The 21,872-nt window shown below is 36.8% G+C and carries 14 protein-coding genes and 7 pseudogenes; 11 read left to right on the top strand and 10 right to left on the bottom strand.

Going from position 1 to position 21,872, the window contains the following annotated elements:
- The first annotated feature begins 39 nt into the window (after positions 1–39).
- Positions 40–1,689 (top strand): SulP family inorganic anion transporter, encoded by a 1,650-nt coding sequence (locus tag ACLKMH_RS18310; RefSeq protein ID WP_413699400.1) that lies wholly within the window; start codon positions 40–42, stop codon positions 1,687–1,689.
- Positions 1,690–1,873: 184 nt separating this feature from the next.
- Here ACLKMH_RS18310 and ACLKMH_RS18305 read toward each other — a convergent pair whose 3' ends face one another.
- The 5 genes and pseudogenes from ACLKMH_RS18305 to ACLKMH_RS18285 all read right to left on the bottom strand — a co-directional run bounded on the left by ACLKMH_RS18305 (position 1,874) and on the right by ACLKMH_RS18285 (position 7,126).
- Positions 1,874–2,692: a sterol desaturase family protein gene (locus tag ACLKMH_RS18305; protein ID WP_413699399.1), complete on the bottom strand. Its 819-nt coding sequence runs from the start codon at positions 2,690–2,692 to the stop codon at positions 1,874–1,876.
- 101 nt (positions 2,693–2,793) lie between these two features.
- Positions 2,794–3,395 (bottom strand): annotated as a pseudogene (locus ACLKMH_RS18300) (CDP-alcohol phosphatidyltransferase family protein); the annotation flags it as partial.
- A 13-nt stretch (positions 3,396–3,408) separates the two neighbouring features.
- On the bottom strand, positions 3,409–4,062 hold the full coding sequence (locus ACLKMH_RS18295; RefSeq protein ID WP_413699398.1) for an ATP-binding cassette domain-containing protein: 654 nt from the start codon (positions 4,060–4,062) through the stop codon (positions 3,409–3,411).
- Complete coding sequence (locus ACLKMH_RS18290; protein WP_413699397.1) at positions 4,059–5,891, bottom strand: ABC transporter permease; 1,833 nt, start codon at positions 5,889–5,891, stop codon at positions 4,059–4,061. Before ACLKMH_RS18290 ends, ACLKMH_RS18295 begins: the two co-directional genes overlap by 4 nt.
- Before the next feature lie 56 nt (positions 5,892–5,947).
- Complete coding sequence (locus ACLKMH_RS18285) at positions 5,948–7,126, bottom strand: ABC transporter substrate-binding protein (RefSeq protein WP_413702392.1); 1,179 nt, start codon at positions 7,124–7,126, stop codon at positions 5,948–5,950.
- 526 nt (positions 7,127–7,652) lie between these two features.
- Between ACLKMH_RS18285 and ACLKMH_RS18280 the strand changes: the two are divergent.
- Positions 7,653–9,708, top strand: a pseudogene (locus ACLKMH_RS18280) (bifunctional 2',3'-cyclic-nucleotide 2'-phosphodiesterase/3'-nucleotidase).
- A gap of 119 nt (positions 9,709–9,827) precedes the next feature.
- Here the strand turns inward: ACLKMH_RS18280 and ACLKMH_RS18275 are convergent.
- Entirely contained in the window at positions 9,828–10,721 is an 894-nt protein-coding gene (locus tag ACLKMH_RS18275) for a substrate-binding domain-containing protein (RefSeq protein ID WP_413699396.1), read from the bottom strand.
- Between the two features lie 708 nt (positions 10,722–11,429).
- Between ACLKMH_RS18275 and ACLKMH_RS18270 the strand changes: the two are divergent.
- Positions 11,430–12,995, top strand: a pseudogene (locus ACLKMH_RS18270) (SulP family inorganic anion transporter).
- 38 nt (positions 12,996–13,033) lie between these two features.
- Here the strand turns inward: ACLKMH_RS18270 and ACLKMH_RS18265 are convergent.
- On the bottom strand, positions 13,034–13,159 hold the full coding sequence (locus ACLKMH_RS18265; RefSeq protein ID WP_413699395.1) for a hypothetical protein: 126 nt from the start codon (positions 13,157–13,159) through the stop codon (positions 13,034–13,036).
- Positions 13,160–13,495: 336 nt separating this feature from the next.
- Between ACLKMH_RS18265 and pfkA the strand changes: the two genes are divergently transcribed.
- The 3 genes from pfkA (at position 13,496) to ACLKMH_RS18250 (ending at position 15,759) form a co-directional block, all read left to right on the top strand.
- The gene (pfkA, locus tag ACLKMH_RS18260) at positions 13,496–14,458 is read left to right on the top strand and encodes a 6-phosphofructokinase (RefSeq protein ID WP_413699394.1); all 963 of its coding nucleotides are present in this window, start codon (positions 13,496–13,498) and stop codon (positions 14,456–14,458) included.
- A 66-nt stretch (positions 14,459–14,524) separates the two neighbouring features.
- The gene (locus tag ACLKMH_RS18255; protein ID WP_413699393.1) at positions 14,525–15,067 is read left to right on the top strand and encodes a hypothetical protein; all 543 of its coding nucleotides are present in this window, start codon (positions 14,525–14,527) and stop codon (positions 15,065–15,067) included.
- Positions 15,064–15,759, top strand: coding sequence for a TIGR01621 family pseudouridine synthase (locus ACLKMH_RS18250; RefSeq protein WP_413699392.1), 696 nt, complete (start codon positions 15,064–15,066; stop codon positions 15,757–15,759). Before ACLKMH_RS18255 ends, ACLKMH_RS18250 begins: the two co-directional genes overlap by 4 nt.
- Before the next feature lie 237 nt (positions 15,760–15,996).
- On the opposite strand, the gene xthA is transcribed toward ACLKMH_RS18250, so the two are convergent.
- The 3 genes and pseudogenes from xthA to suhB all read right to left on the bottom strand — a co-directional run bounded on the left by xthA (position 15,997) and on the right by suhB (position 18,073).
- Positions 15,997–16,803: an exodeoxyribonuclease III gene (gene xthA, locus ACLKMH_RS18245; protein WP_413699391.1), complete on the bottom strand. Its 807-nt coding sequence runs from the start codon at positions 16,801–16,803 to the stop codon at positions 15,997–15,999.
- A 66-nt stretch (positions 16,804–16,869) separates the two neighbouring features.
- A complete protein-coding gene (locus ACLKMH_RS18240; protein ID WP_413699390.1) occupies positions 16,870–17,106 on the bottom strand; it encodes a TIGR02647 family protein in 237 nt (78 codons plus the stop codon).
- Positions 17,107–17,283: 177 nt separating this feature from the next.
- A pseudogene (suhB, locus tag ACLKMH_RS18235) lies at positions 17,284–18,073 on the bottom strand (inositol-1-monophosphatase).
- 195 nt (positions 18,074–18,268) lie between these two features.
- Here suhB and trmJ point away from each other — a divergent pair.
- From trmJ to iscA, 5 genes and pseudogenes are all read left to right on the top strand, one after another.
- Positions 18,269–18,988, top strand: a pseudogene (gene trmJ / locus ACLKMH_RS18230) (tRNA (cytosine(32)/uridine(32)-2'-O)-methyltransferase TrmJ).
- Positions 18,989–19,130: 142 nt separating this feature from the next.
- Positions 19,131–19,609, top strand: a pseudogene (locus tag ACLKMH_RS18225) (Rrf2 family transcriptional regulator).
- 16 nt (positions 19,610–19,625) lie between these two features.
- A pseudogene (locus tag ACLKMH_RS18220) lies at positions 19,626–20,841 on the top strand (IscS subfamily cysteine desulfurase).
- 238 nt (positions 20,842–21,079) lie between these two features.
- Positions 21,080–21,460: a Fe-S cluster assembly scaffold IscU gene (iscU, locus tag ACLKMH_RS18215; RefSeq protein ID WP_413699389.1), complete on the top strand. Its 381-nt coding sequence runs from the start codon at positions 21,080–21,082 to the stop codon at positions 21,458–21,460.
- Positions 21,461–21,497: 37 nt separating this feature from the next.
- Positions 21,498–21,821, top strand: a complete 324-nt coding sequence (iscA, locus tag ACLKMH_RS18210) for an iron-sulfur cluster assembly protein IscA (RefSeq protein WP_413699388.1) — start codon at positions 21,498–21,500, stop codon at positions 21,819–21,821.
- Positions 21,822–21,872 lie beyond the last annotated feature (51 nt).

Genomic DNA, 21,872 nt, shown 5'->3' with positions numbered 1-21,872 from the left:
TCACACCTAAAAATTACATTCTATACGCGGAGAAATACCATGTTTGGAAATCGTTTTGAAAATATAAATATTAAGGGAGATATTTTTGGTGGTGTAACAACCGCAATTATCTCTTTACCTTTGGCACTTGCCTTTGGTGTTGCCTCAGGAGCTGGCGCTGAAGCTGGTCTGTGGGGAGCTATTATGGTTGGTTTTTTCGTCGCCTTGTTTGGTGGTTCAAGGACTTTAATCTCTGAACCAACCGGCCCTATGACAGTGATTATGACCGCGGTTTTAACCAGTATGATGGCAAAATACCCAGAAACTGGTTTGGCAATGTCATTTACAGTGGTAATGATGGCGGGTGCTTTTCAAATTCTGCTCGGCACGTTGAAACTGGGGAAGTATATTACTTTAATGCCCTATAGTGTTATTTCAGGATTTATGTCTGGGATTGGTGTTATTTTAATTATCCTACAGTTATCACCTCTTTTAGGGCATTCTGCACCCGCAGGTGGCGTTATCGGTACCCTAAGCGCACTACCGGAAATGTTTGCTAACATTAACTTTAGTGAGCTACTTTTAGGTTTGCTGACATTAGCTGTGTTATTTTATTTTCCGAAAAAGTACAGAAAATTTGTTCCCGCTCAATTAGTCGCATTAGTCGCAGTCACTCTTATCTCTCTAATGTTTTTTGATGTGGATAGTATCCGCCGAATCGGTGAAATTCCCGCTGGTTTACCTTCTTTAGTAATGCCTCATTTCAATGCTGAAATGTTTACTAATATGCTATTAGATGCCTTAGTCTTAGGCACTTTAGGTCGCATTGATACGCTTTTAACAGCGGTTATCGGTGACTCATTAACACGTAAAGAACATGACTCTGATAAAGAGCTACGCGGTCAAGGAATTGCTAATATGATTTCTGGCCTGTTTGGTGCGTTACCCGGTGCTGGTGCAACGATGGGAACGGTGACCAATATTCAAGTGGGTGCCCATTCACCTATTTCAGGTATGGTACGTGCTATTGTTTTAGCGCTTGTAGTATTAGTGGCTGGTGGCCTTACTGAGCCTATCCCTATGGCTGTTTTAGCTGGTATTGCTGTTTATGTGGGATTCAATATCTTAGATTGGAGTTTCATTCAACGTGCCCATAAGGTTAACCTTCAAGGTATGGCCGTTATGTATGGGGTAATGTTACTCACTGTTTTTGTTGATCTGATTGTTGCTGTAGGGTTAGGGGTATTTATCTCTAACATTATCATTATTGAAAAACTTAGCCGAGAACAAGCACGTAAAGTGAAAGCAATTAGTGATGCAGATGAAAATGATGTGCCATTAACCTCTAGTGAGCGTCAGTTATTAGAGAAAACCGAAGGTAAGGTACTGTTTTTCTATTTATCCGGGCCAATGATATTCAGCGTATCCAAAGCAATAGCAAGGCAACATGCGAGTATTTCTGATTATCAGGTGATGATTTTAGATTTAACAGATGTGCCGATGTTTGATGTGACCGTGGGGCTTGCTTTGGAAAATGCTATCAAAGATGCACAGGATGCAAGTTGTGAGGTATTACTTTTATGCCCGAACCAACAAACCCGTCAGCAATTAGTCAAATTCGATGTATTAGATCGCATACATGAATCCAAGCATTATCAATACAGAGAGCAAGCATTACAAGGCGCTCTTGATATAACTAAAAACAACTAACAACCTAAGATAAAACATTGGTAATGCTTAGGTTAGATATTAAATATTAATTTATTAATATAAAAAGAGGGGTAAAAAGCTATTTTTACCCCTCTTTTTTGTTCTATATGGATAGCACGCACATTTTAACGATAAATTTTGTCACGCATCCTAAAGACTATTTTTAACTAAAATAAAAAACTCATTATTGTTTCACTTTGAAGGGGATCAACAATAAATTGCCGACATTAATAGGTTGCTGGTTGTTGAATTGTTTTAATCCTTGTAATAAAACTGGGTAATCCTGTTTGGGTCTACTAATGTATGTGGAAAATAGTTTATCCCAGAAGATTAAGCTAAAACCATAATTACTGTTTGTTTCTCGCACTATCTGGCTATGATGTACCCAATGTACTTCAGGTGTCACAATCACTTTTCGTAATACACTATCCAGTTTTTTAGGTAATTTAAGATTACTGTGATTAAACATTGCAGAGGCGTTTAAAATAATTTCAAACAAAATAACAGCGATAACAGGCACGCCTAATAACACCACAAATAGTATTTTTACACCCATTGAAAAAAGCATTTCTAAGGGGTGAAAGCGTATTGCGCTACTCACATCTAAGCCTGCCTCAGTATGATGAACTTGATGCATTCGCCAAAGAAGAGGGACATTATGCATAAAAACATGTTGCCAATAGATAATTAAATCCATTAATACAATCGCTATTAATATAGTAAAGATAGCCATATTTTCATGGCTAAAAAAGTTCACATAATTAAATAATCCAATGCCCTTAGATTGCGCCCACTGTGCGACACCCACTGCTAAAATCGGCAGGCTGAGTTTTAAAATCAAATTAGAAATAAGCACCAATGCAAGATTAGTACTCCATTGCCTCATAATACTGCTTTTGCGTTTAGCTAATGGAAATATTGCTTCTGCAAGCGCAAAAATTATTAAGAACGAAATAAAAACAACGGGTCGGATAGTTTGTTCATTTTCAATGATACTGTTCATTATTGGCCTTCTTTTGTCGCAAACTGGTCTGTTTTAAAGCTGTTTTCAGCTTTGTTTTTAAGGTCGTTTTTATGGCTTTGTTGTTGGATTGTTTCATGATTCTTTAAGGTTTGATAACCAGCCCAAATACGGTTAGCTGTGGTGATCCAACATAATAAAGCAAAGATAATAGCAAGCTCAGAAAAGTACTGTGGTAGTAAACAAAGTAATACAAAAAAAGCAATTGTTTCAGTGCCTTCCATCAAACCGCCAATGTAATACAAAGATTTGGATTGATAAACTGGGTTTTCTATATTGCGTTTACTGGCTAAGGTTGCAAAGGATAAAAAGCTAGTGCCAGTTCCAACAAAAGAAAAAATTAAAAAAGCGCCAGCAATAGCATTTTCTTCAGGCATGGCTAATACAAAGGCGAAGGGATCAAGGAATAAAAAATGAAATCCAGACTAATATCTAAAAATCCGCCGGCATCAGTTATCCCTTGAATTCGCGCAATCGCTCCATCAAGGCCATCAAAAATGCGATTGATCAAAATAAGAATTAAACCTATGAAATAGCTCTGATAAACAATAGCAACAAAGGCAAGCAAACCAAAAGCAAAACCCACTAAGGTGATGCTATCTGCTTTAATACCACGCTGGTGGCATAAATTTGCCATGAAAACCAATGGTTGGCGAACCACTTTGATGCTGTAACGATCTAACATGTTTTTTCCTGTTTTATACTGATTGTGCTGGCCAAATGATGGTTTTTGCATTTAATGGAATATCTTCTTTATCGTGAGTTACCATTAATACTGGCAGGCTATTTTGTTTAATTAAATCAAACACCCATTGTCTAAATTCTTGGCGTAATTGTTTATCTAGTTTATTAAAAGGTTCGTCTAATAACACCGCACATGGTTTAGCTAATAACATACGTATCATGCTAATTCTTGCGCGTTGCCCTCCACTTATTTGGCTCGGATTTTTATCTGCTAAATCTAATAAGCTCTGTTCTTTTAAAGCCATCAGCGCCTGCTCTTTTCGAGCTTTCTTTTTAACACTGTCTGGTAATGAAAAAGCTAGGTTTTGCCACACATTTAAATGCGGAAAAAGTAAATCGTCCTGAAATAAAAAGCCAATATTTCTTTCTTCAACAGGCATATTATTAAGTAATTTATTATTAAGTGTTACCTCACCAGTGACTTTAAAGTCCTTTAACTGATGGCCTGCAATCGCATGTAATAAAGTTGATTTGCCACATCCACTTGGTCCCATTAAAGACAGTACTTCACCGGCTTTGATATCAATATTCAAATCGCTAATGAGTTTTTTGCCCTGTTGATCCTGCAGGCTTAAATTTTTAATATTTAAATTATTGTGATTATTCATAATGTATTTCTCGTAACAAAGGACTTATTGTGAATGACGGTTTCAGTGTCCTTTTTATTGAAAACTGGCAAGATTTTCCTATTTTCTAATGGGCCTGTCCTTTTGGCGATAAAAATAGCCAAAGCAAAAAAGATAAGTGGGGTGATTGTTTGTAACAGGGCATATATCGCCATCACTCTTCTGTCTTGTCCGCTGGATAATGCCACCGCCTCTGTGGTGATGGTTGAAATTCTGCCAGCGCCTAACATTAATGTTGGTAAAAATTGTGCAAGACTAACACTAATGCCTACGGCCATTGCAATGCTGATTGCGGGTATTAATTGTGGCATTTTTATCGTCCACCAAACTCTCAATGGCGACTTTCCTAAACTTAGTCCTACTTTATTAAAGCGGGTATCAAAGCTACGCCATGGGCCATCTAAACTTAAATAAATATAAGGAAAGACAAAAAATACATGTGACCAAAGCACCCAAAGGTAAAAATTATTTTCACCTAAATAAATGGCGACTAATTGCATACCAAATAACAGTGATAGTTGTGGCGCGATAATAGGTGTCACAATCAAAATCATAGGAATGATAAAACGCTTAACGCTTTTGGGATTGTTAGAATGGGGCCTTGAACCAATAGTTCTATTATTTACTTCTAATAATACTAAGACTAATAATAGTGCAATGCTGGCACTTAAAACTGCCAAACTAATGCTCGTTATAAAGGTATCAAATAGATAGGGCAGTTCAGCTTGCCAAAACTGTAATGACCAATGTGATGGTAATATATGTGGAAAAGACCAACGTTTAGCGACGGACCATATAACAATCATGATCAAGCTTAATGAGGTCATTAATAAAACAGCAAAAAGGCTAATATTCGCTAAGTTTATTTTTAATTGTTTAAGCGTTTTATTTAACTTGTTAGGGATAAAGTTAAATAAAGTATTCGTTTTTCGACCACTAAATTGCCAATGTTTACATCTTTTGACAATCATCCATTCGCTAAAAATAATCAGATAAACTAACGCGATACAAATAAATACCAAAAATAATGCACCAGAGGCGCCCATTAAATGGGTACTTAAGTCCGTTTCATTTAACCAAGACCAAATTAAAACAGGCAAAGTAGATGGAATACTTGGGCCTATCACTAAAGATACATCCACAACCGATAAGCTGTAAGCCATGATAGCAATAATTGCAAAACGCATTTTAGGTAACCATTGCGGAAAAATGACTTTAAACCAGGCTTGGCGTTGATTAAATCCAAGGCTTTGTGCACATTGCAGTGTTTGTTTTAAATTAAGTTGTTTAAGCAGTGCAATGCTCATAAATATAATAAAAGGCACTTCTTTAATGGTCAGGGCGATGATTAACCCAAGCTGGTGTTTAATCACTTGAATATCGTTGAATAAAGCAATATCAAATAAATAAACACTAACTCTTGATATAAAACCACTCGGTGTAAATAAGAAAGCAAAACCGATCGCAAAGGCGACATGTGGTAAAGCAAGAATAGGTGCTATCGCATTTTCAATTTTTTGCCAGTGCGAGGATTGATACCAACTTCTTAAAATTAAAAAGCTAATCAGTACCGCTAAAAAAGTACTGATAATGCTTATATTAATGGTCATTAAAATGGACTGGCCAATACCTGGAAATTGCATTAATTGCGTAAAACCAGATATTGTCCATTGGAACTCTGCCAATAAAGGATTAATACCAAATGCCGCTAATAATAAACCACTCAAGCCGGGTAGCATTGGTAAAAAACAGATCAGTAAGGTGACTGTTAGTAACAAAACCTTACTGAAAGGCAAAAGTAAATTATTCATAAGTTGCGAAACAAGTCAGAGATAAAAAGGGTTGCATAGTCGTTGTTGCACATAAATTAATGACCATAACGCACTTGCCATTCTTTCTCGAGGGCCGCTTGCCAGCTAGGATGTGGCTCTGAAACAGATTTGAATAACTTAGTCTGTGACGCACTACCCGAAAGATGTTGTGTTTTTAGAATAGAAGGATCTCCCCACTGACTTAAGTCGCCTTTTTTAGATTGTGCTTCAGGGCTTAATAAGAAGTTAATGGCGACTAATGCGCCGGCTTTAGCATTGGCATTAAAAGGAATCGATAAGAAATGAATATTTGATAACGCACCGTTTTCCATTGCGTAGGAATCTGTTGTGTCAGCTAATGTGCCACTGCTCTGAGCGCTACTCACTTCATTTGGATTAAATGAAATTGCTAGGTCTAATTCACCATCATCTAATAACTGCATGGTATGAGCGCTAGAACTCGGAAATTGTTTACCCTGATGCCAAGCAACAGTATGTAATTGTTCTAGGTATTGCCAAAGTGGTTGTGTGATTTTAGAGAAGGTTTCTTCATCCACTTCTTGATACAAGGCATTTGTGTCAGGTGCTAATTCAAGTAATGCTGATTTTAAAAAGCTAGTGCCGTGAAAAGAAGGGGGCTGAGGATAGCTTACTTTGTTTGGATGTTGTTGTGCATATTCTAATAGTTGTTGCATCGATTTAGGAGGAGTAGGTGTTCGTTGAGTATCATGAATGAATATCAACTGACCAATTCCCCATGGCGCTTCCAAACCATCCGTTGGTTCTGTGAAGTCACTTTCAACAGGGAAGTTAGTATCAACATACTGCCAACTTGGTAATTGTTGTGCAAAGGCTTGGGTGATTAGTTGGTTTTGCTTCATGTTTTTAAAGTTTTCACCATTGATCCAAAGCATATCAACAGTACCAGTGCTTTTGTTTCCAGTCGCATTTTCAGTGGCTTTTTCAGCAAGTAAACGTGTAATTGCAACAGAGATATCATCTACTTTGACATGTTCTAATTGCACATTAAATTGCTGTTGTAATTGTTTATCTGCCCAACGTAAATAATCATTAATTTGTTGACTACCACCCCATGCATAAAAATACACTTTTTGACCTTTCGCTTGCTGTTCAACTTGAGACCAATCCAGTGTTGTTGAATTCATTTCCGATGAATTTACGGTTGAAGACTGAGCAGTGAAGGCAAAGAAGAATGCACTAAAGTTGCTATTAATGTCGTTGCAAGCGAGATCGTTTTGATTGTGTTTTTCATAGGGTTATTTAAGCCTTATTATTTGTAAATTACTGTGAAATTATTTTTCATGTCACTATGAAATATAAAATTGTTTATATTTCATTTGTTTGTATATCAATATGCTTTGTTTTTTTATTTGATCTGAGCAATACATTATAGCGATCTGTATTAATAATATCTGAGAGCGTGCCTGTAACCTTCTAATTAACCTAACTTTCTGCTCATATATTATCTGTTTAGCCTATTGATTATAGTAAGTGACCGTTAAGAAGAGGGAAAAATTTCCTAAAATAGGAAAAATATTAAGAACAACATATTTTGTAAGTTATGCCGGTGATTAAAAAATGAATCGCCTTTTAGTGAGTTGCTTCACATTTTTATCTATTTCTAATGCCTAAACTCATTTAGCTTGTCCTCAATCAATCTTTATTTAATAGGTAAGTGGCCACTAATAAATCATAGGCAAACTTATAAAATTGAAACAATCTAAATTAAAAAGGAATTATATTTTGAATAAAACATTTCTTGCTGTCTTAATTTCATCTTCTTTTACTTTGACAACCTTTACTGCTAATAGCGCGACTAATGAACTTATTTCAGCTCAGTTGCGTGTATTGGAAACCTCTGATCTTCATGCCAATATCATGGATTACGATTATTATCAAAGTAAGGAAGATATTACTATTGGCCTAGCGCGAACGGCTAGTCTATTACATGCGACACGAAAAGAAGTTGCTAATTCAGTATTAGTAGATAATGGAGATTTGATTCAAGGTAGTCCGATGGGGGATTTTATTGCCAGTGAGTATAAAGGTGGTAATGAATTTGATGTGCACCCAGCTCATAAAGCGATGAACCTTTTAAACTATGAAGTCGGTAATATCGGTAATCATGAATTTAACTATGGTTTAGCCTTCCTAGAGAAAGCAATTTCAGGTGCAAATTTCCCTTACATTAATGCAAATGTATATTGTGAGTCTGATTGTTGGCAGGGAAAAAGCAAAGGCGATAATTTATTTACGCGGTATCTTATTAAAGATACCGAGATTGTTGATAACAATGGTCAAGAACATCAAATTAAAATAGGTTACATCGGATTTGTGCCACCACAAATACTGCAATGGGATAAACAAAACCTAGATGGAAAAGTGACTACACGTGGCATTGTCGAAAGCGCGCAAAAATTTATTCCGGAAATGAAAGCGAAAGGTGCTGATATTATAATCGCTATTCCGCACTCAGGTATTGGTTCAAGTGAAAATCCGGGTGATGTTCATGCTGAAAATGCAACCTATGCACTGACAACCGTTGCAGGTATTGATGCCATTCTGTTTGGACATAGTCATTCGGTTTTCCCAAGTAAACAATTTGCCAATATTCCTAATGTTGATATTGAGAAAGGATTAATCAACGGAATTCCAGCTGTGATGCCTGGTCGTTGGGGTGATAACTTAGGTGTGATTGATCTCAATCTTGAACAAAAAGGTAATAAATGGGTTGTGGCTAGTGCTCGTGCTGAATCTCGTCAAATATTTGAGCGTAATGAAGCAAGACAAAAAGTTGCATTAGTAGAAGCTGATCATCATATCCATGAAGCCGTTGAAACAGAACATAAAGGTACGTTAGATTTTGTTAATGCCCCTATTGGTAAAGCAACCAATGATATGTATAGCTTTTTAACCTTAGTGCAAGACGATCCAACCGTGCAAATTGTGTCTAATGCACAAATGCAATACGTAAAAGATCAAGTTGAAGCCTCCGATAACCAATCATTAAAAGGTTTACCTGTGCTATCTGCGCTGAGCACCTTTTAAAGCCGGTGGTCGACATAGTGTCGCCTCAGATGTAAGTGCCTATGTTCAAGTTGCTAAAGGTGATTTAACTTATAAAAATGCGGCTGATTTATATTTATACCCTAATACTGTGGTTGCATTGAAGGTAACGGGTGAGCAATTAAAGGATTGGTTGGAGTGCGACGCGAATCAGTTTAATCAAATTGATGTTAATAGCACTGAGCCACAGTATTTGGTTAATTGGCAAGATCACCGCACTTATAACTTTGATGTTATAGATGGTGTTTCATACAAGATAGATGTAACAAAACCGAGTAAATTTGATGGAAGTTGTGCTCTGATTAATTCTGACTCAGAACGTATTGTAGGGCTTACTTATACTGATGAAAATGGCCAAAAAATCACAGGAGAGAAGTTAAACAAACAAGACTTCATTATTGCAACAAACAACTATCGTGCCTTTGGTGGAAAATTTGCGGGTACAGGGCCTGAATATGTTGTGATGGAACAACCTGATACTAATCGTGATGTGTTAGTCGCTTATATTACCGCAGAAACAAAAGCCAACAACGCAGTTGACCCTTCAGCGGATAATAACTGGGATTTTGTCAATATCGATTCTAAAGTGGCTTTAGATATTCGTTTTGAAACACAGGATAGTGATATTGCCGATAACTTCATTGTTCAATATGGGCAACGTTCAATGACCAAAGTAGCACAAGATGAGCTTGGTTTTGCTGTTTATCAAATCGATATGTCAGGTAAATGATCAACCTTATTCGTTAATACAAGCTATTTAAGCATTGCAAGTATTGTCAATTACAATACTTGCACATTTAACGATCCTCTTTTTACTGCGTAAAATCTACTCATTTTAGAAAATGAAAGCTAATTGTTATGAATTGTATCAATACAAGAGTCATAATTTTTCGGAGTACAGGGGATCAATGGTGTAAAAATTTTGTCTTCATAGGCTTGGTTTTTAACTATTTTTAGTAAGGTTAGCAATGCTTGTTGGCCCATTTTAAATGGCCTTTGACCAATATTGGCGTGAGCAAGGTTATCACCTAGCATTTTTAATTGGCTTGTTGATGCATCTGAGATAACTAGCACTATCTCTTTATTATCAAGCTTTTCCTGAAATGGCTTAATCATTTTTCGATACATAGCATCATCGTTTTGTGGCCAACCTCCAACAGCAACAAAGGCATCAACTTTTGTTGGCTGTACTCTTAATACCGACTCTAGTTGTTTTACCGACCGATCAATTTTATCATAATTGGGTATAGGTTCACGTACTTCGGTCCATCCTAAATTGTTTTTTAGTATTCGTCCTGGTGCGCTCATATAGGTTTCTTCTGATAGAGCGCTACGTAATCCCATAATTCTTAAATTTAAATTAGGCGAATCTGGTCTTCCTGTTTGAATCAAGAGCCGTCCTCCTTCGGGGCGTAATTCTTTTAATTGCATGCCTAACGCCCAACCAAATTGAAAATTGTTTGTTCCTACGTATGCTAGACGTAAATCTCCATATTGGTTCAGTACCTCTTCATCAAAGTCCGAGTCATAAGTAATAATAGGTATGCCTGCCTTTTTTGCTTTCTGGAAGCTACTTCGAGCTAGGAATGTTGATTCTATAACTGAGACGGCAATACCATCAACGCCTTCATTGATAAGATCTTCTATAATTTTGTCTTGCTTCCTAACATCTCCGACCTTTGGACCACGATATATACATTCGACACCGTCTAACTTTAATGTCTGCTGTTTTACATCCTTCACCACTTTCATCAAAAAAAATACTGTGGTATTTAGGAACAAGTGCAAATTTTAGGTTCTCCGCATTAGTAGTAAAGGCGCTGAATATTATAAGTGTCGAGATCAGTCTTATTAGGTTTTCTCGTATAAATTTTTTCTTGAACAAATTGACTTTTTCCTCGCTAAGTTAATCATTAATCTTAGGTGATATGGTGTAACTCAAATTGTATTCCTAGATACTCAACTTTCACCAATTAAAATTTTTATCTTCATAGTATTGTGCAGTTTTGAAAAAAAGCATAATTACAGAGTTTCTTCAAAGAGAGAGGGAGTTGAATAATAGTTATAATGTTGATTTGGTTGATATTATTTTTCCCTGATTATTATCTTTTTTATTAGTAATTAACTGCTAGATATTTTTTGCTGTGACTTTGTTCTAAAAAAACATATCCATATTTTAGTTTAATCTCACATTTTTAAAGTTTTAGGATATTTTTAACTCTTAGCTTAGATATAAAAAGAGAGCAAATATTCTGAAAATAACATTCGTTTTGTGATCAAAGTAGGATATATTTATTAACATTAATGGATTTTAATTGACGACAAATTTTACAAAAAATGTTTTGTAACACTAAGCAAATGTTTAATTATCAAGGTTTGCTTTGCTGTTACTTAAAAAACTAGCTATAATTTGCGGCCACCAAAATTGGTGCTAAATAAAGGAAGATAAGTGTGTTTGAGTTCCCCAAGTTCAGCAAAAACAGTGTAAAAAATGATATTCTATCTGGCTTAACGGTTGCGCTTGCATTAGTGCCTGAAGCCGTGGCTTTCGCATTTGTAGCGGGTGTGCCACCAATGGTAGGCCTTTATGTCGCCTTTATGGTGGGAATTATTACTGCAATATTTGGCGGACGCCCAGGAATGATTTCTGGTGCAACAGGTGCCATGGCAGTTGTTATGGTGTCATTAGTATCAGAGCATGGCATCCAATATCTGTTTCGTCGCTGTTTTATTGGCGGGCTTATTTCAAGTTTTATTTGGTGTTTTTCACCTTGGTAAATTTATTCGAATGGTACCGCATTCGGTGATGATCGGTTTTGTAAACGGTCTTGCTATTGTTATTTTCCTTGCTCAACTCGGGCAGTTTAAAGTAAAGAATGCAGTGGGTGAGTACGAATGGTTACAGGGCTCTGCACTGTATGTCATGATTGGTTTGATTCTGCTCACCATGGCGATTATTCACTTCTTACCAAGATTTACCACGGCAGTGCCATCAACTCTTGTAGGTATCGTGGTTGTTACATTATTAGTATATTTTGTTCCTGCTTTAGATACTCGTACCGTTGTTGACTTCTTACGCTCTATGTCTGGTGATGCAAACGCAACAATTGCAGGTAATCTACCAAGCTTTGCTTTACCGGCTGTTCCCTTTTCATTACAAACCTTTCATATTATCGTGCCTTATGCTTTGATTTTAGTCGCTATTGGTTTAATTGAATCTTTATTAACTTTGACCGTTGTTGATGAAATGACAGGTACTCGCGGACGTGCAAATAAAGAATGTATTGCACAGGGTGCCTCAAATATGGTCAATGGTGTGTTTGGTGGTATGGGTGGCTGTGCAATGATTGGTCAGTCGATGATCAATATTAATTCTGGTGGTCGCGGACGTTTATCAGGCATTAGTCTTTGCGCTAGGGTTGCTCGCATTTATTTTATTCGCTTCAAGTTTAATTGAGGTTGTGCCATTAGCTGCGCTTGTTGGTGTGATGTTTATTGTTGTATTAGGCACCTTTGAATGGGCGTCATTTAAAATGATGGCGAATGTGCCTAAGAAAGATGCCTTTGTTATTGTACTGGTTAGTGCTGTAACTGTGGCAACAGATTTAGCGATTGCGGTATTTGTTGGTGTGATTGTTTCTGCATTAGTATTTGCTTGGGAACCATGCTCGTCATATTCACGCGGTTAGCACAACTAATGAAGAAAAGGGTGAAAAAACCTACGAAATTAATGGTCCTTTATTTTTTGGTTCAACCAGTAATTTCTTAGAAATGTTTGACATAAAAAATGACCCTAAACATGTAATTATCGATTTTGCACGCTCACGTGTTGTAGACCAATCAGCGATTGAAGCGATCAGTACGTTAACCGATCGTTATACGCGAGAAGGTAAGAAAGCACATGTTCGTCATTTAAGTCGGGATTGTCGGAAGTTGCTGAATAAAGCCGGAGTATTAGTCGAGGTTAACTTAATTGAAGACCCGACGTACAAAGTGGCTTCGGATACGCTAGCCTAAAATAAGACAAATAAAAAACAGCGTAAATACGCTGTTTTTTATTTTGTAGAGTGGCGTGTTGGCTGGTAAAGTGCATCACATTTAGGACTTTGATGGGGATTTTTACTATTCCAAACAGAGTACCAAATATTTTTATTACGCATTGTTTTCTTTTTATGTTTCATTTTCTCTCTCTCATTTATTAAGGTTGCGTTAATTTAATCGATGTATATGACAGAGTGATGACAGGAATTTTGCTTTTAAATTGCGAGAGAACAAAGAAATAAAAACTTTTATTTAAGATAATGACTGGACAAAAGGAGGCCAATTTAAGGTGTCCATTAATTTCTTATTTGTAACAAAGTTTATGACCATCTATAAAGGCGTCACGGAAACTACACTGAAGGGCAAATAGCTATTCAGTCTAATTAGAAAGCCTGTGTCATAAATATGCCGTATTAGGCCAGTATAACGGTAAAATTGAATTCAAAAATTATTTTCAATTATTGGTGAGGTAAAACGTGATTAAAAAAGTTGGGATTTTAACAAGTGGTGGTGATGCCCCAGGCATGAACCCTGCAATTCGAGCGGTAGTACGCAGTTGTTTAGCAAATGGTATCGAACCTTATGGTATCTATGATGGCTATGCAGGACTTCATGCTGGTAAAATTAAAGCATTAAATCGTCACTCTGTTTCTGATATCATTAATCGTGGTGGTACATTCTTAGGTTCAGCACGTTTCCCTGAATTTAAAGAAGAAAGTGTTCGTCAAGAAGCTATCAAAAACCTTAAAGAACATGATATTGATGCCTTAGTGGTTATTGGTGGTGATGGTTCTTACATGGGCGCTAAAAAACTAAGTGAAATGGGTTATCCATGTATTGGTATTCCAGGTACTATTGATAACGATATCGCAGGCACGGATTATACTATTGGTTTCATGACATGTATTAATACTGTTGTGGATGCAATTGACCGTTTACGTGATACTTCTTCTTCACATAATCGTATTTCGATTGTTGAAATTATGGGACGCTACTGTGGCGATTTAACACTATGGGCAAGTATTGCTGGTGGTTGTGAATATGTAATTCTGCCAGAGAAAGAATTCAACGAAGATGAACTATTAGCTGAATTAGCAAATGGTGTTGCTAAGGGTAAAAAACACGCTATTATTGCGATCACTGAACATGTAACAGATATTAATGCATTAGCAAAACGTATTCAGACTAAAACGGGTCGTGAAACACGTGCAACTATATTAGGTCATATTCAACGTGGTGGTGCTCCAATGGCATTCGACCGAGTATTAGCAAGCCGTATGGGTGCTTATAGTGTTGATTTATTAATGCAAGGTTATAGTGCGCGTTGTATTGGTATTCAAAATGCAAATATGGTTCACCATGATATTATTGAATGTTTAGAAACGATGAATCGTCCGTTCCGTCAAGATTTATTTGATGTTTCGAACGTATTATTCTAAGCAATAATATTCAATTGATTAATTAAAAACCTACCCCTTGGTAGGTTTTTTTATGGAATAAAGACTATGAAAGACTATCAAGAGTTACAAAATCTTTATGCAATAACAGAGATAAAAGAAAACTGTGTGGATGTTGATTTTGCTTATGCATTTATCTCTGCAATGGCCAGTAGCGAATTGGATTTATACCAATGGATGCCAATGTTATTTGTTAATGCAGAGGAAAGTCTCTCTAGTGAAGAAGTTGCGACCAAACTTGCCCAAAAAGTACTCGCTATTTATGAAAACTGCCAAGAAAAACTCTCTTTACAAATGCCTATATATATTCCTCAAGAGGGGATAATACAATTTGCAAATGGATATCTGCAGGCACTCATGCTTATTGATAATGTACAAGCCTTAAGGTTTGTTGAAGGCTCTGCTGAAGAAAATTTACAACAAACCTGTTTATTATTATTAGATAAACTCGCGACTCCTGAAACGAATGATGCACAAAAACTGGCGATGTTTGAGCAATTACCAAGCTCTGAGGAAATAGTAGCTTTATTGCCATCATTGTTAAGTCACTATGGCGCACAATGTTTACGTTTTAATGGTGCTAGTGAATGAATGATTACCAACAATATTTTTCGATGATTGCCGAAAATCAATTCTTTATTGTTATTAATAAACAGGCTGGCATTAATTTCCACAGTGAAGATGGTGAATTTGGCGTAGTGGTGGCGGCTGAAAAATACTTAAATATTAAACTTTATAGTGTGCATCGCTTAGATAAAATGACCTCAGGGCTGTTATTACTGGCTAAATCATCAGAAGTTGCAAATGCATTATCTCTGTTATTTAAAAGCCATGATATACAAAAATTCTATGTAGCGATCAGTGATAAAAAACCGAAAAAAAAGCAAGGTTTAATAAAAGGAGGGATGGAAAAATCTCGCCGTGCAATGTGGAAATTAACCAATCAAAAAGATAATTTAGCAATCACACAATTTTTTAGTTATCCGCTATCTGAAGGTAAACGTTTGTTTGTTGTGAAGCCTAAAACCGGAAAAACACATCAAATACGTGTCGCTTTAAAAAGTATTAGCAGTGCTATTTGTGGTGACCATTTATATGCTGAAAAATACAATGAATATGATCGTGGCTATTTGCATGCTTATCAAATCAATTTTAATTTATATGGACAAGATTATTGTTTTAGCTGTTTACCAGAAACGGGGGATTTATTTCTATCACAAGTGTTTTTAACACAAATTGAAACTCTCGGAGATGTTAGCCAATTAGCATGGCCGAAGCTTTAATAACTAGGTTAAAAAAGGTTAAAAAAAGGTTAATAGTTGGGATGAACCGCGACTTAGAACTGATAAATAAGCTTAGAAGAATGAACTTCGAAGCTCAATGCTCGTAGCTCGTGATTAAAGATAATCAAGCTTCGAGTAACGTGCTTCTAGCCTCGAAAACTATGACCCCGGGTCCACTTTATTGAGGTCATATCAATTTTTTAACTAATGACTAAAAACTAATAGCTGACAGCTTCATTAAGCGAACTCTGTCCAAATTGGCGCATGATCAGAAGGTTTATCGATACCTCTTAATTCATAATCAATACCTGCATCAACTGTATTATCCGCTAAGTTTTGTGTCGCTAAAATAACATCAATGCGTAAACCGCGATTATCATCAAAACCACGAGAGCGGTAATCAAACCAGCTAAATTGATCATTTACTTCAGGGTGTAATAACCTGAAGGTATCTGTGAAACCAAAGTCCATTAGGGTTTTTAACCATTCACGTTCTTCTGGTAAAAAGCTACATTTTTTGGTTTGTAGCCAGCGTTTAGCATTTGCTTCACCAATACCAATATCAAGGTCAGTAGGGGAGATATTAATATCACCCATTACGATGACATTATCATCCGCAGTATGATATTCATTTAAGTAAGTATTTAAATCAATATAGAACTGGCGTTTATAAGGATATTTAATTTCGTGGGTTTGGTTTTCTCCCTGAGGAAAGTAACCATTTAGAATCGTTGTTTTTTCACCGTTATCATCTTCTAAAGTCACCATTATCATACGCTTTTGGTGTTCTTCGTTATCGGTTGGAAAACCATATTGTACTGAAACAGGTTCTTTCTTACATAACATGGCCACACCATAATGCGCTTTTTGTCCATGAAAATATACGTGATAACCCATTGCTTCTACTGCCTCAACAGGAAACATATCATTATGTACTTTTATTTCTTGAAGACCGATAACGTCAGGTTGGTGTTTATCGATAACTGCTTGAAGTTGATGCAGACGAGCACGTAGCCCATTAATGTTGAAGGAGATTACTTTCATAAAAAAGCCCTAATTTTAAAAAATTAGGGCAGAATGTAACGCGCTAGGTTTAAGAACTCAACCATTTTAGCTCAGTGTTGTTAAAACGCGTTGTAAGTGATCGGCTGTTTCGATACCGCTGTCGGTTAAATATCCGCCATCGGGTTGTGAAATTAAGCCTTTTTCAAAAAGAGATTTGGTCGCTAAGATGATGCTTGGGGTCGCTTCATGATGGATTTTAATGCCTTCTAAGTGAGATTGTGTCGGGAATTTAGCGAGTAATTTCATCTCATCGAATAGCGTATCAGAATAGTTTTTAGTCATGATAAATCACTTCTCTTAAAATAAGGGGAAGCTTCATAATAGGGGCATAATAAAAGATTGCAAATTAATAAGTTAGGAAGGGGGCTAGATCAAAAAAGCCCTGAAAAATTAAATTTTCCAGGGCTTAAAAGGTGATTGTTTTCACAATGTTAAGTGACGTAAATACAGTTAAATATTTTAAATATGGTGTTTACGAATAACAGTTAACATTTCTTTTAATAATTTAGGGTTAGTCGCAACCACGTTACCTGATTTCATATAGTCATTACCACCATTAAAATCAGTCATCATTGCACCTGATTCTTTTAGTAATAATTCACCCGCTGCGATATCCCAAGGTTTAAGGCCATATTCCCAAAATCCATCCATACGACCTGCTCGCAACATAAGCGAGGTCAAGTGCGCGCTTCCTGCACGACGCATGTCAGCAACTTCTAAAAAGAAATCATTAAAAATTTCTAAGTAGGTTTTAATTTGGTGTTTTTGTTTGAATGGGAAACCAGTAGCTAATAATGTACCAGTTAATTTAGGAACACTGCTAGTACGAGTACGGTAACCATTAATTTGAGAGCTTTGGCCTTTAACCGCTGAAAATAGTTCGTTGCGGATAGGATCGAATACGATGCCTACTTCAGTACGACCTTTAATTTTTAATGCGATTGATACAGCGAAATGTGGGATACCGTGGATGAAATTACTCGTTCCATCAAGCGGGTCAATAATCCATTGGTGATCTTTATCTTTACCTTCAAGAATACCTGATTCTTCACACACGAAGCTGTGGTCAGGGTAAGATTTTTGTAACGTACCAATAATTGCAAGCTCAGCTTCTTTATCAACACTACTAACATAGTCGTTTAAAGATTTCTCTTCGACTTCAACTGATTCTAAATTTTCGTAACCTTTAACGATTACTTTACCTGCATTACGGGCGAGCACGAATCGCAATATTTAACATTGGATGCATTGGGGATCACCATTAGATTGTAAAAGAACATGAAGGGAAATTCCTTCGGCGCGAAATTATACACAGATCACATCATTGTGCAAATATTATTCTTTTGTCAAATACGGGTATATGTTTTTTTGTGGCGCTAAATCTGATAAACTGCGCGCTTATTTTTTGTTAGCTATATTATGCTCAATCATTCAAGGAACCAACATGTTAGATAATGTACGTATCATTCTTATCGGAACTTCTCATCCAGGTAATATTGGTAGTGCTCGCACGCGCAATGAAAACAATGGGATTATCTAATCTCGTGCTAGTGGATCCTGAATGTGAAATTGATGGTAAATCTGTTGCGCTCTCAGCAGGTGCTGGTGATGTTTTAAAAAATCATCAACGTTTTGATACATTAGATGAAGCCATTGCAGACTGTGGATTAGTGATTGGCGCAAGTGCACGTCCGCGCACACTTGATTGGCCAATGTTAGACCCTCGTGAAATGGGTGTGAAAGCGGTGGTTGAAGGTCAAAAACATCCAATTGCACTTGTATTTGGTCGAGAAAATAGTGGTTTAACAAATGATGAATTACAAAAATGTCACTTCCATGTGTTTATTCCAGCTAACCCAGAATACAGTTCTTTGAATTTAGCGATGGCAGTACAGACATTGAGTTATGAAGTGCGTATGGCGTTTTTATCAACAGAAGCATATCCAGAGCAACAGGAGGAATATCCTCTCTCTGAAGAAATAGAGGGTATGTTCAAACATCTTGAAGAAACGTTAATCGATACCCGTTTTATCGTACCAGCACATCCTGGCCTAGTAATGACTAAACTAAGACGTTTTTTAATCGAGCCCGTCCTGAAGTCGCTGAACTGCGCATGTGGCGTGGTGTTTTCAGTAGCATTCAAAAAGTCATTAATCGCGCCTAAAAGCGATTCGGATGTAAACGAAAAATAAAACCTAGTAAAGTATGGGGTTTTTTACTTGACTATTTTAGTCAGGTACTTATAATTTAGCTATAAAGTAATTAAATAAGTGATGTGATTCACCTTTAACTATAAGCGAAGAGTTATGAAACTAACCTCAAAAGGCCGTTATGCGGTAACCGCAATGCTTGATGTTGCAATTAAAGAGCACATGGGACCCGTTCCACTTGCTGATATTTCTGAGCGTCAGGGGATCTCGTTATCCTATTTAGAACAGCTTTTTCTAAATTACGTAAACAAGAACTAGTAAGTAGTGTTCGAGGACCTGGCGGTGGATACCGATTAGGCAAAACTCGCGCTGAAATTTCTGTTGCGATGATCATTGACGCAGTTAATGAATCTATCGACATACGAAAATGTAGTGGTGAAAGTGGCTGTAATGAAAATGGCGTTCAATGTTTAACGCATTCCTTATGGGAACAACTTAGTGAGCGTATCAGTGACTTTTTAGATGACATTACTCTAGAAGAGTTAATGGCAACAGATCACGTACAAACAGTTTCAGAAATTCAAAATAATAAATTTAAACAAACTGCACAACTCGATGTTAAAGTTAGTAGATAGTGCAGCGGAGACAATAATGAAATTACCGATTTACCTTGATTACTCAGCAACTACACCACTTGACCCACGTGTTGCAGAAATTATGATGAAATATTTAACAATGGACGGTGAGTTTGGTAATCCAGCGTCACGTTCACACCGTTTTGGTTGGCAAGCTGAAGAAGCTGTAGATATTGCCCGTGAGCAAATTGCAGACTTAATTAGTGCAGACCCGCGTGAAATTGTGTTTACTTCTGGCGCAACAGAATCAAATAACTTAGCGATTAAAGGTGCGACTCACTTTTACGGTAAGAAAGGCAAACATATCATCACTGCTAAAACAGAGCATAAAGCAGTATTAGATACCTGTCGTCAATTAGAGCGTGAAGGTTATGAAGTCACTTATTTAGATCCAGGTGAAGACGGCATCGTGACACCTCAACAATTACAAGATGCATTACGTGAAGATACGATTTTAGTAAGCTTAATGCATGTTAATAATGAAATTGGTGTGATTCAAGATATTCAAGCTTACGGTGAAATCTGTCGTGCTAATAAAGTAATTTTGCATGTAGATGCGAGCACAAAGTGTAGGTAAAATTGAAATCGATGTTAAGAAAATGAAAGTAGACTTAATTTCTTTTTCTGCACACAAAATTTATGGCCCTAAAGGAATCGGTGCTCTATACGTTTCTCGTAAGCCACGTATTCGTTTAGAAGCACAAATGCATGGTGGCGGTCATGAACGCGGTATGCGTAGTGGTACGCTTGCAACGCATCAAATTGTTGCTATGGGTGAAGCCTTCCGCATTGCAAAAGAAGAGATGGCAGACGAAAATGCACGTCTTCTTAAATTACGTACACGTCTTTTAGACGGTGTAAGTGATATGGAAGAAGTTTACGTTAACGGTTCAATGCAAAGTCGCATTGCTGGTAATATTAATATCAGTTTTAACTATGTTGAAGGTGAGTCATTAGTAATGGCACTTAAAGATTTAGCCGTTTCTTCAGGTAGTGCTTGTACATCTGCGAGCTTAGAGCCTTCATACGTATTACGTGCAATTGGACGTGATGATGAGCTAGCACACAGTTCAATCCGATTCAGCATCGGTCGCTTTACGACTGAAGCAGAGATTGATTACGCTATTAAAATTATTCGTGAGAATATTGGTAAATTACGTGAAATGTCACCACTTTGGGATATGTACAAAGACGGCATTGATATCAACTCTATTGAGTGGTCTCACCACTAAATTGTTGATGCTTCGCGACTATGCTTAACTACTGCGTTTAAAGTGCTCACTTGGTAAACCAAGCTCCGCGCTTTCGCCTTGTATTTAAACAAAGTCGCTTTGCCTAAACGAATTTAAGTAATTAGTAAAATTCTATTTAGCATTCCATTCAAAATGATTGTTGCTAAAAATAAAATGTAACTGCTCGGCCTTAAATAGATATGTCACGAGTAATTACGAAATTAGAAGGAATAAAATCATGGCTTATAGCGAAAAAGTAATCGACCATTATGAGAACCCACGTAACGTAGGTTCATTTGATAAAGATGATAAACAAGTTGCAACTGGTATGGTGGGGGCACCTGCTTGTGGTGATGTGATGAAGCTACAACTTAAAGTTGGTGAAAATGGCATCATTGAAGATGCAAAATTCAAAACTTATGGTTGTGGTAGTGCTATCGCTTCTAGCTCATTAGTGACAGAATGGGTAAAAGGTAAAACGTTAGATGAAGCAATTGCCATCACTAATACTGAGATAACAGCAGAACTTGCTTTACCACCAGTAAAAATTCATTGCTCTATTCTTGCTGAAGATGCAATTAAAGTCGCAATTCAAGATTATAAGAGTAAAAACGCTTAATAATATTATACCAAAGAATTGTACCAAGGAGTTTATTTTGGCTATCACAATGACAGAGCCAGCGACAAAACATGTTGCTAATTTTCTTGCTAACCGAGGCAAAGGCATAGGTTTACGTGTTGGCGTTAAAACATCTGGCTGTTCAGGTATGGCATATGTACTTGAGTTTGTTGATGTATTAAATGAAGACGACGAAGTATTTAGCGACAAAGGCGTGAAAGTCATTGTTGATAAGAAAAGCCTTGTTTATCTTGATGGTACTGAGCTTGATTTCGTCAAAGAGGGCTTAAACGAAGGTTTTGAATTTAACAACCCAAACACACAAGGTGAATGTGGTTGTGGTGAAAGCTTTAGCGTTTAATGCATTCTATATTAGTGAAAGTATCATTTACTTTCACTAATAACCCTCCTT

It is taken from the genome of Psychromonas sp. KJ10-10, assembly GCF_047323245.1.
Lineage (GTDB): Bacteria > Pseudomonadota > Gammaproteobacteria > Enterobacterales > Psychromonadaceae > Psychromonas.
This window is presented reverse-complemented; position numbering and strand designations above follow the sequence as displayed.

Bases quoted from the DNA above. Each gene is read 5' to 3' on its own strand.
- ACLKMH_RS18310 (WP_413699400.1), top strand. From the start codon at position 40: ATGTTTGGAAATCGTTTTGAAAATATAAATATTAAGGGAGATATTTTT.
- ACLKMH_RS18305 (WP_413699399.1), bottom strand. From the start codon at position 2,692: ATGAACAGTATCATTGAAAATGAACAAACTATCCGACCCGTTGTTTTT.
- ACLKMH_RS18295 (WP_413699398.1), bottom strand. From the start codon at position 4,062: ATGAATAATCACAATAATTTAAATATTAAAAATTTAAGCCTGCAGGAT.
- ACLKMH_RS18290 (WP_413699397.1), bottom strand. From the start codon at position 5,891: ATGAATAATTTACTTTTGCCTTTCAGTAAGGTTTTGTTACTAACAGTC.
- ACLKMH_RS18265 (WP_413699395.1), bottom strand. From the start codon at position 13,159: ATGAAACATAAAAAGAAAACAATGCGTAATAAAAATATTTGGTACTCT.
- ACLKMH_RS18255 (WP_413699393.1), top strand. From the start codon at position 14,525: ATGAAAGACTATCAAGAGTTACAAAATCTTTATGCAATAACAGAGATA.
- ACLKMH_RS18250 (WP_413699392.1), top strand. From the start codon at position 15,064: ATGAATGATTACCAACAATATTTTTCGATGATTGCCGAAAATCAATTC.
- xthA (WP_413699391.1), bottom strand. From the start codon at position 16,803: ATGAAAGTAATCTCCTTCAACATTAATGGGCTACGTGCTCGTCTGCAT.
- ACLKMH_RS18240 (WP_413699390.1), bottom strand. From the start codon at position 17,106: ATGACTAAAAACTATTCTGATACGCTATTCGATGAGATGAAATTACTC.
- iscU (WP_413699389.1), top strand. From the start codon at position 21,080: ATGGCTTATAGCGAAAAAGTAATCGACCATTATGAGAACCCACGTAAC.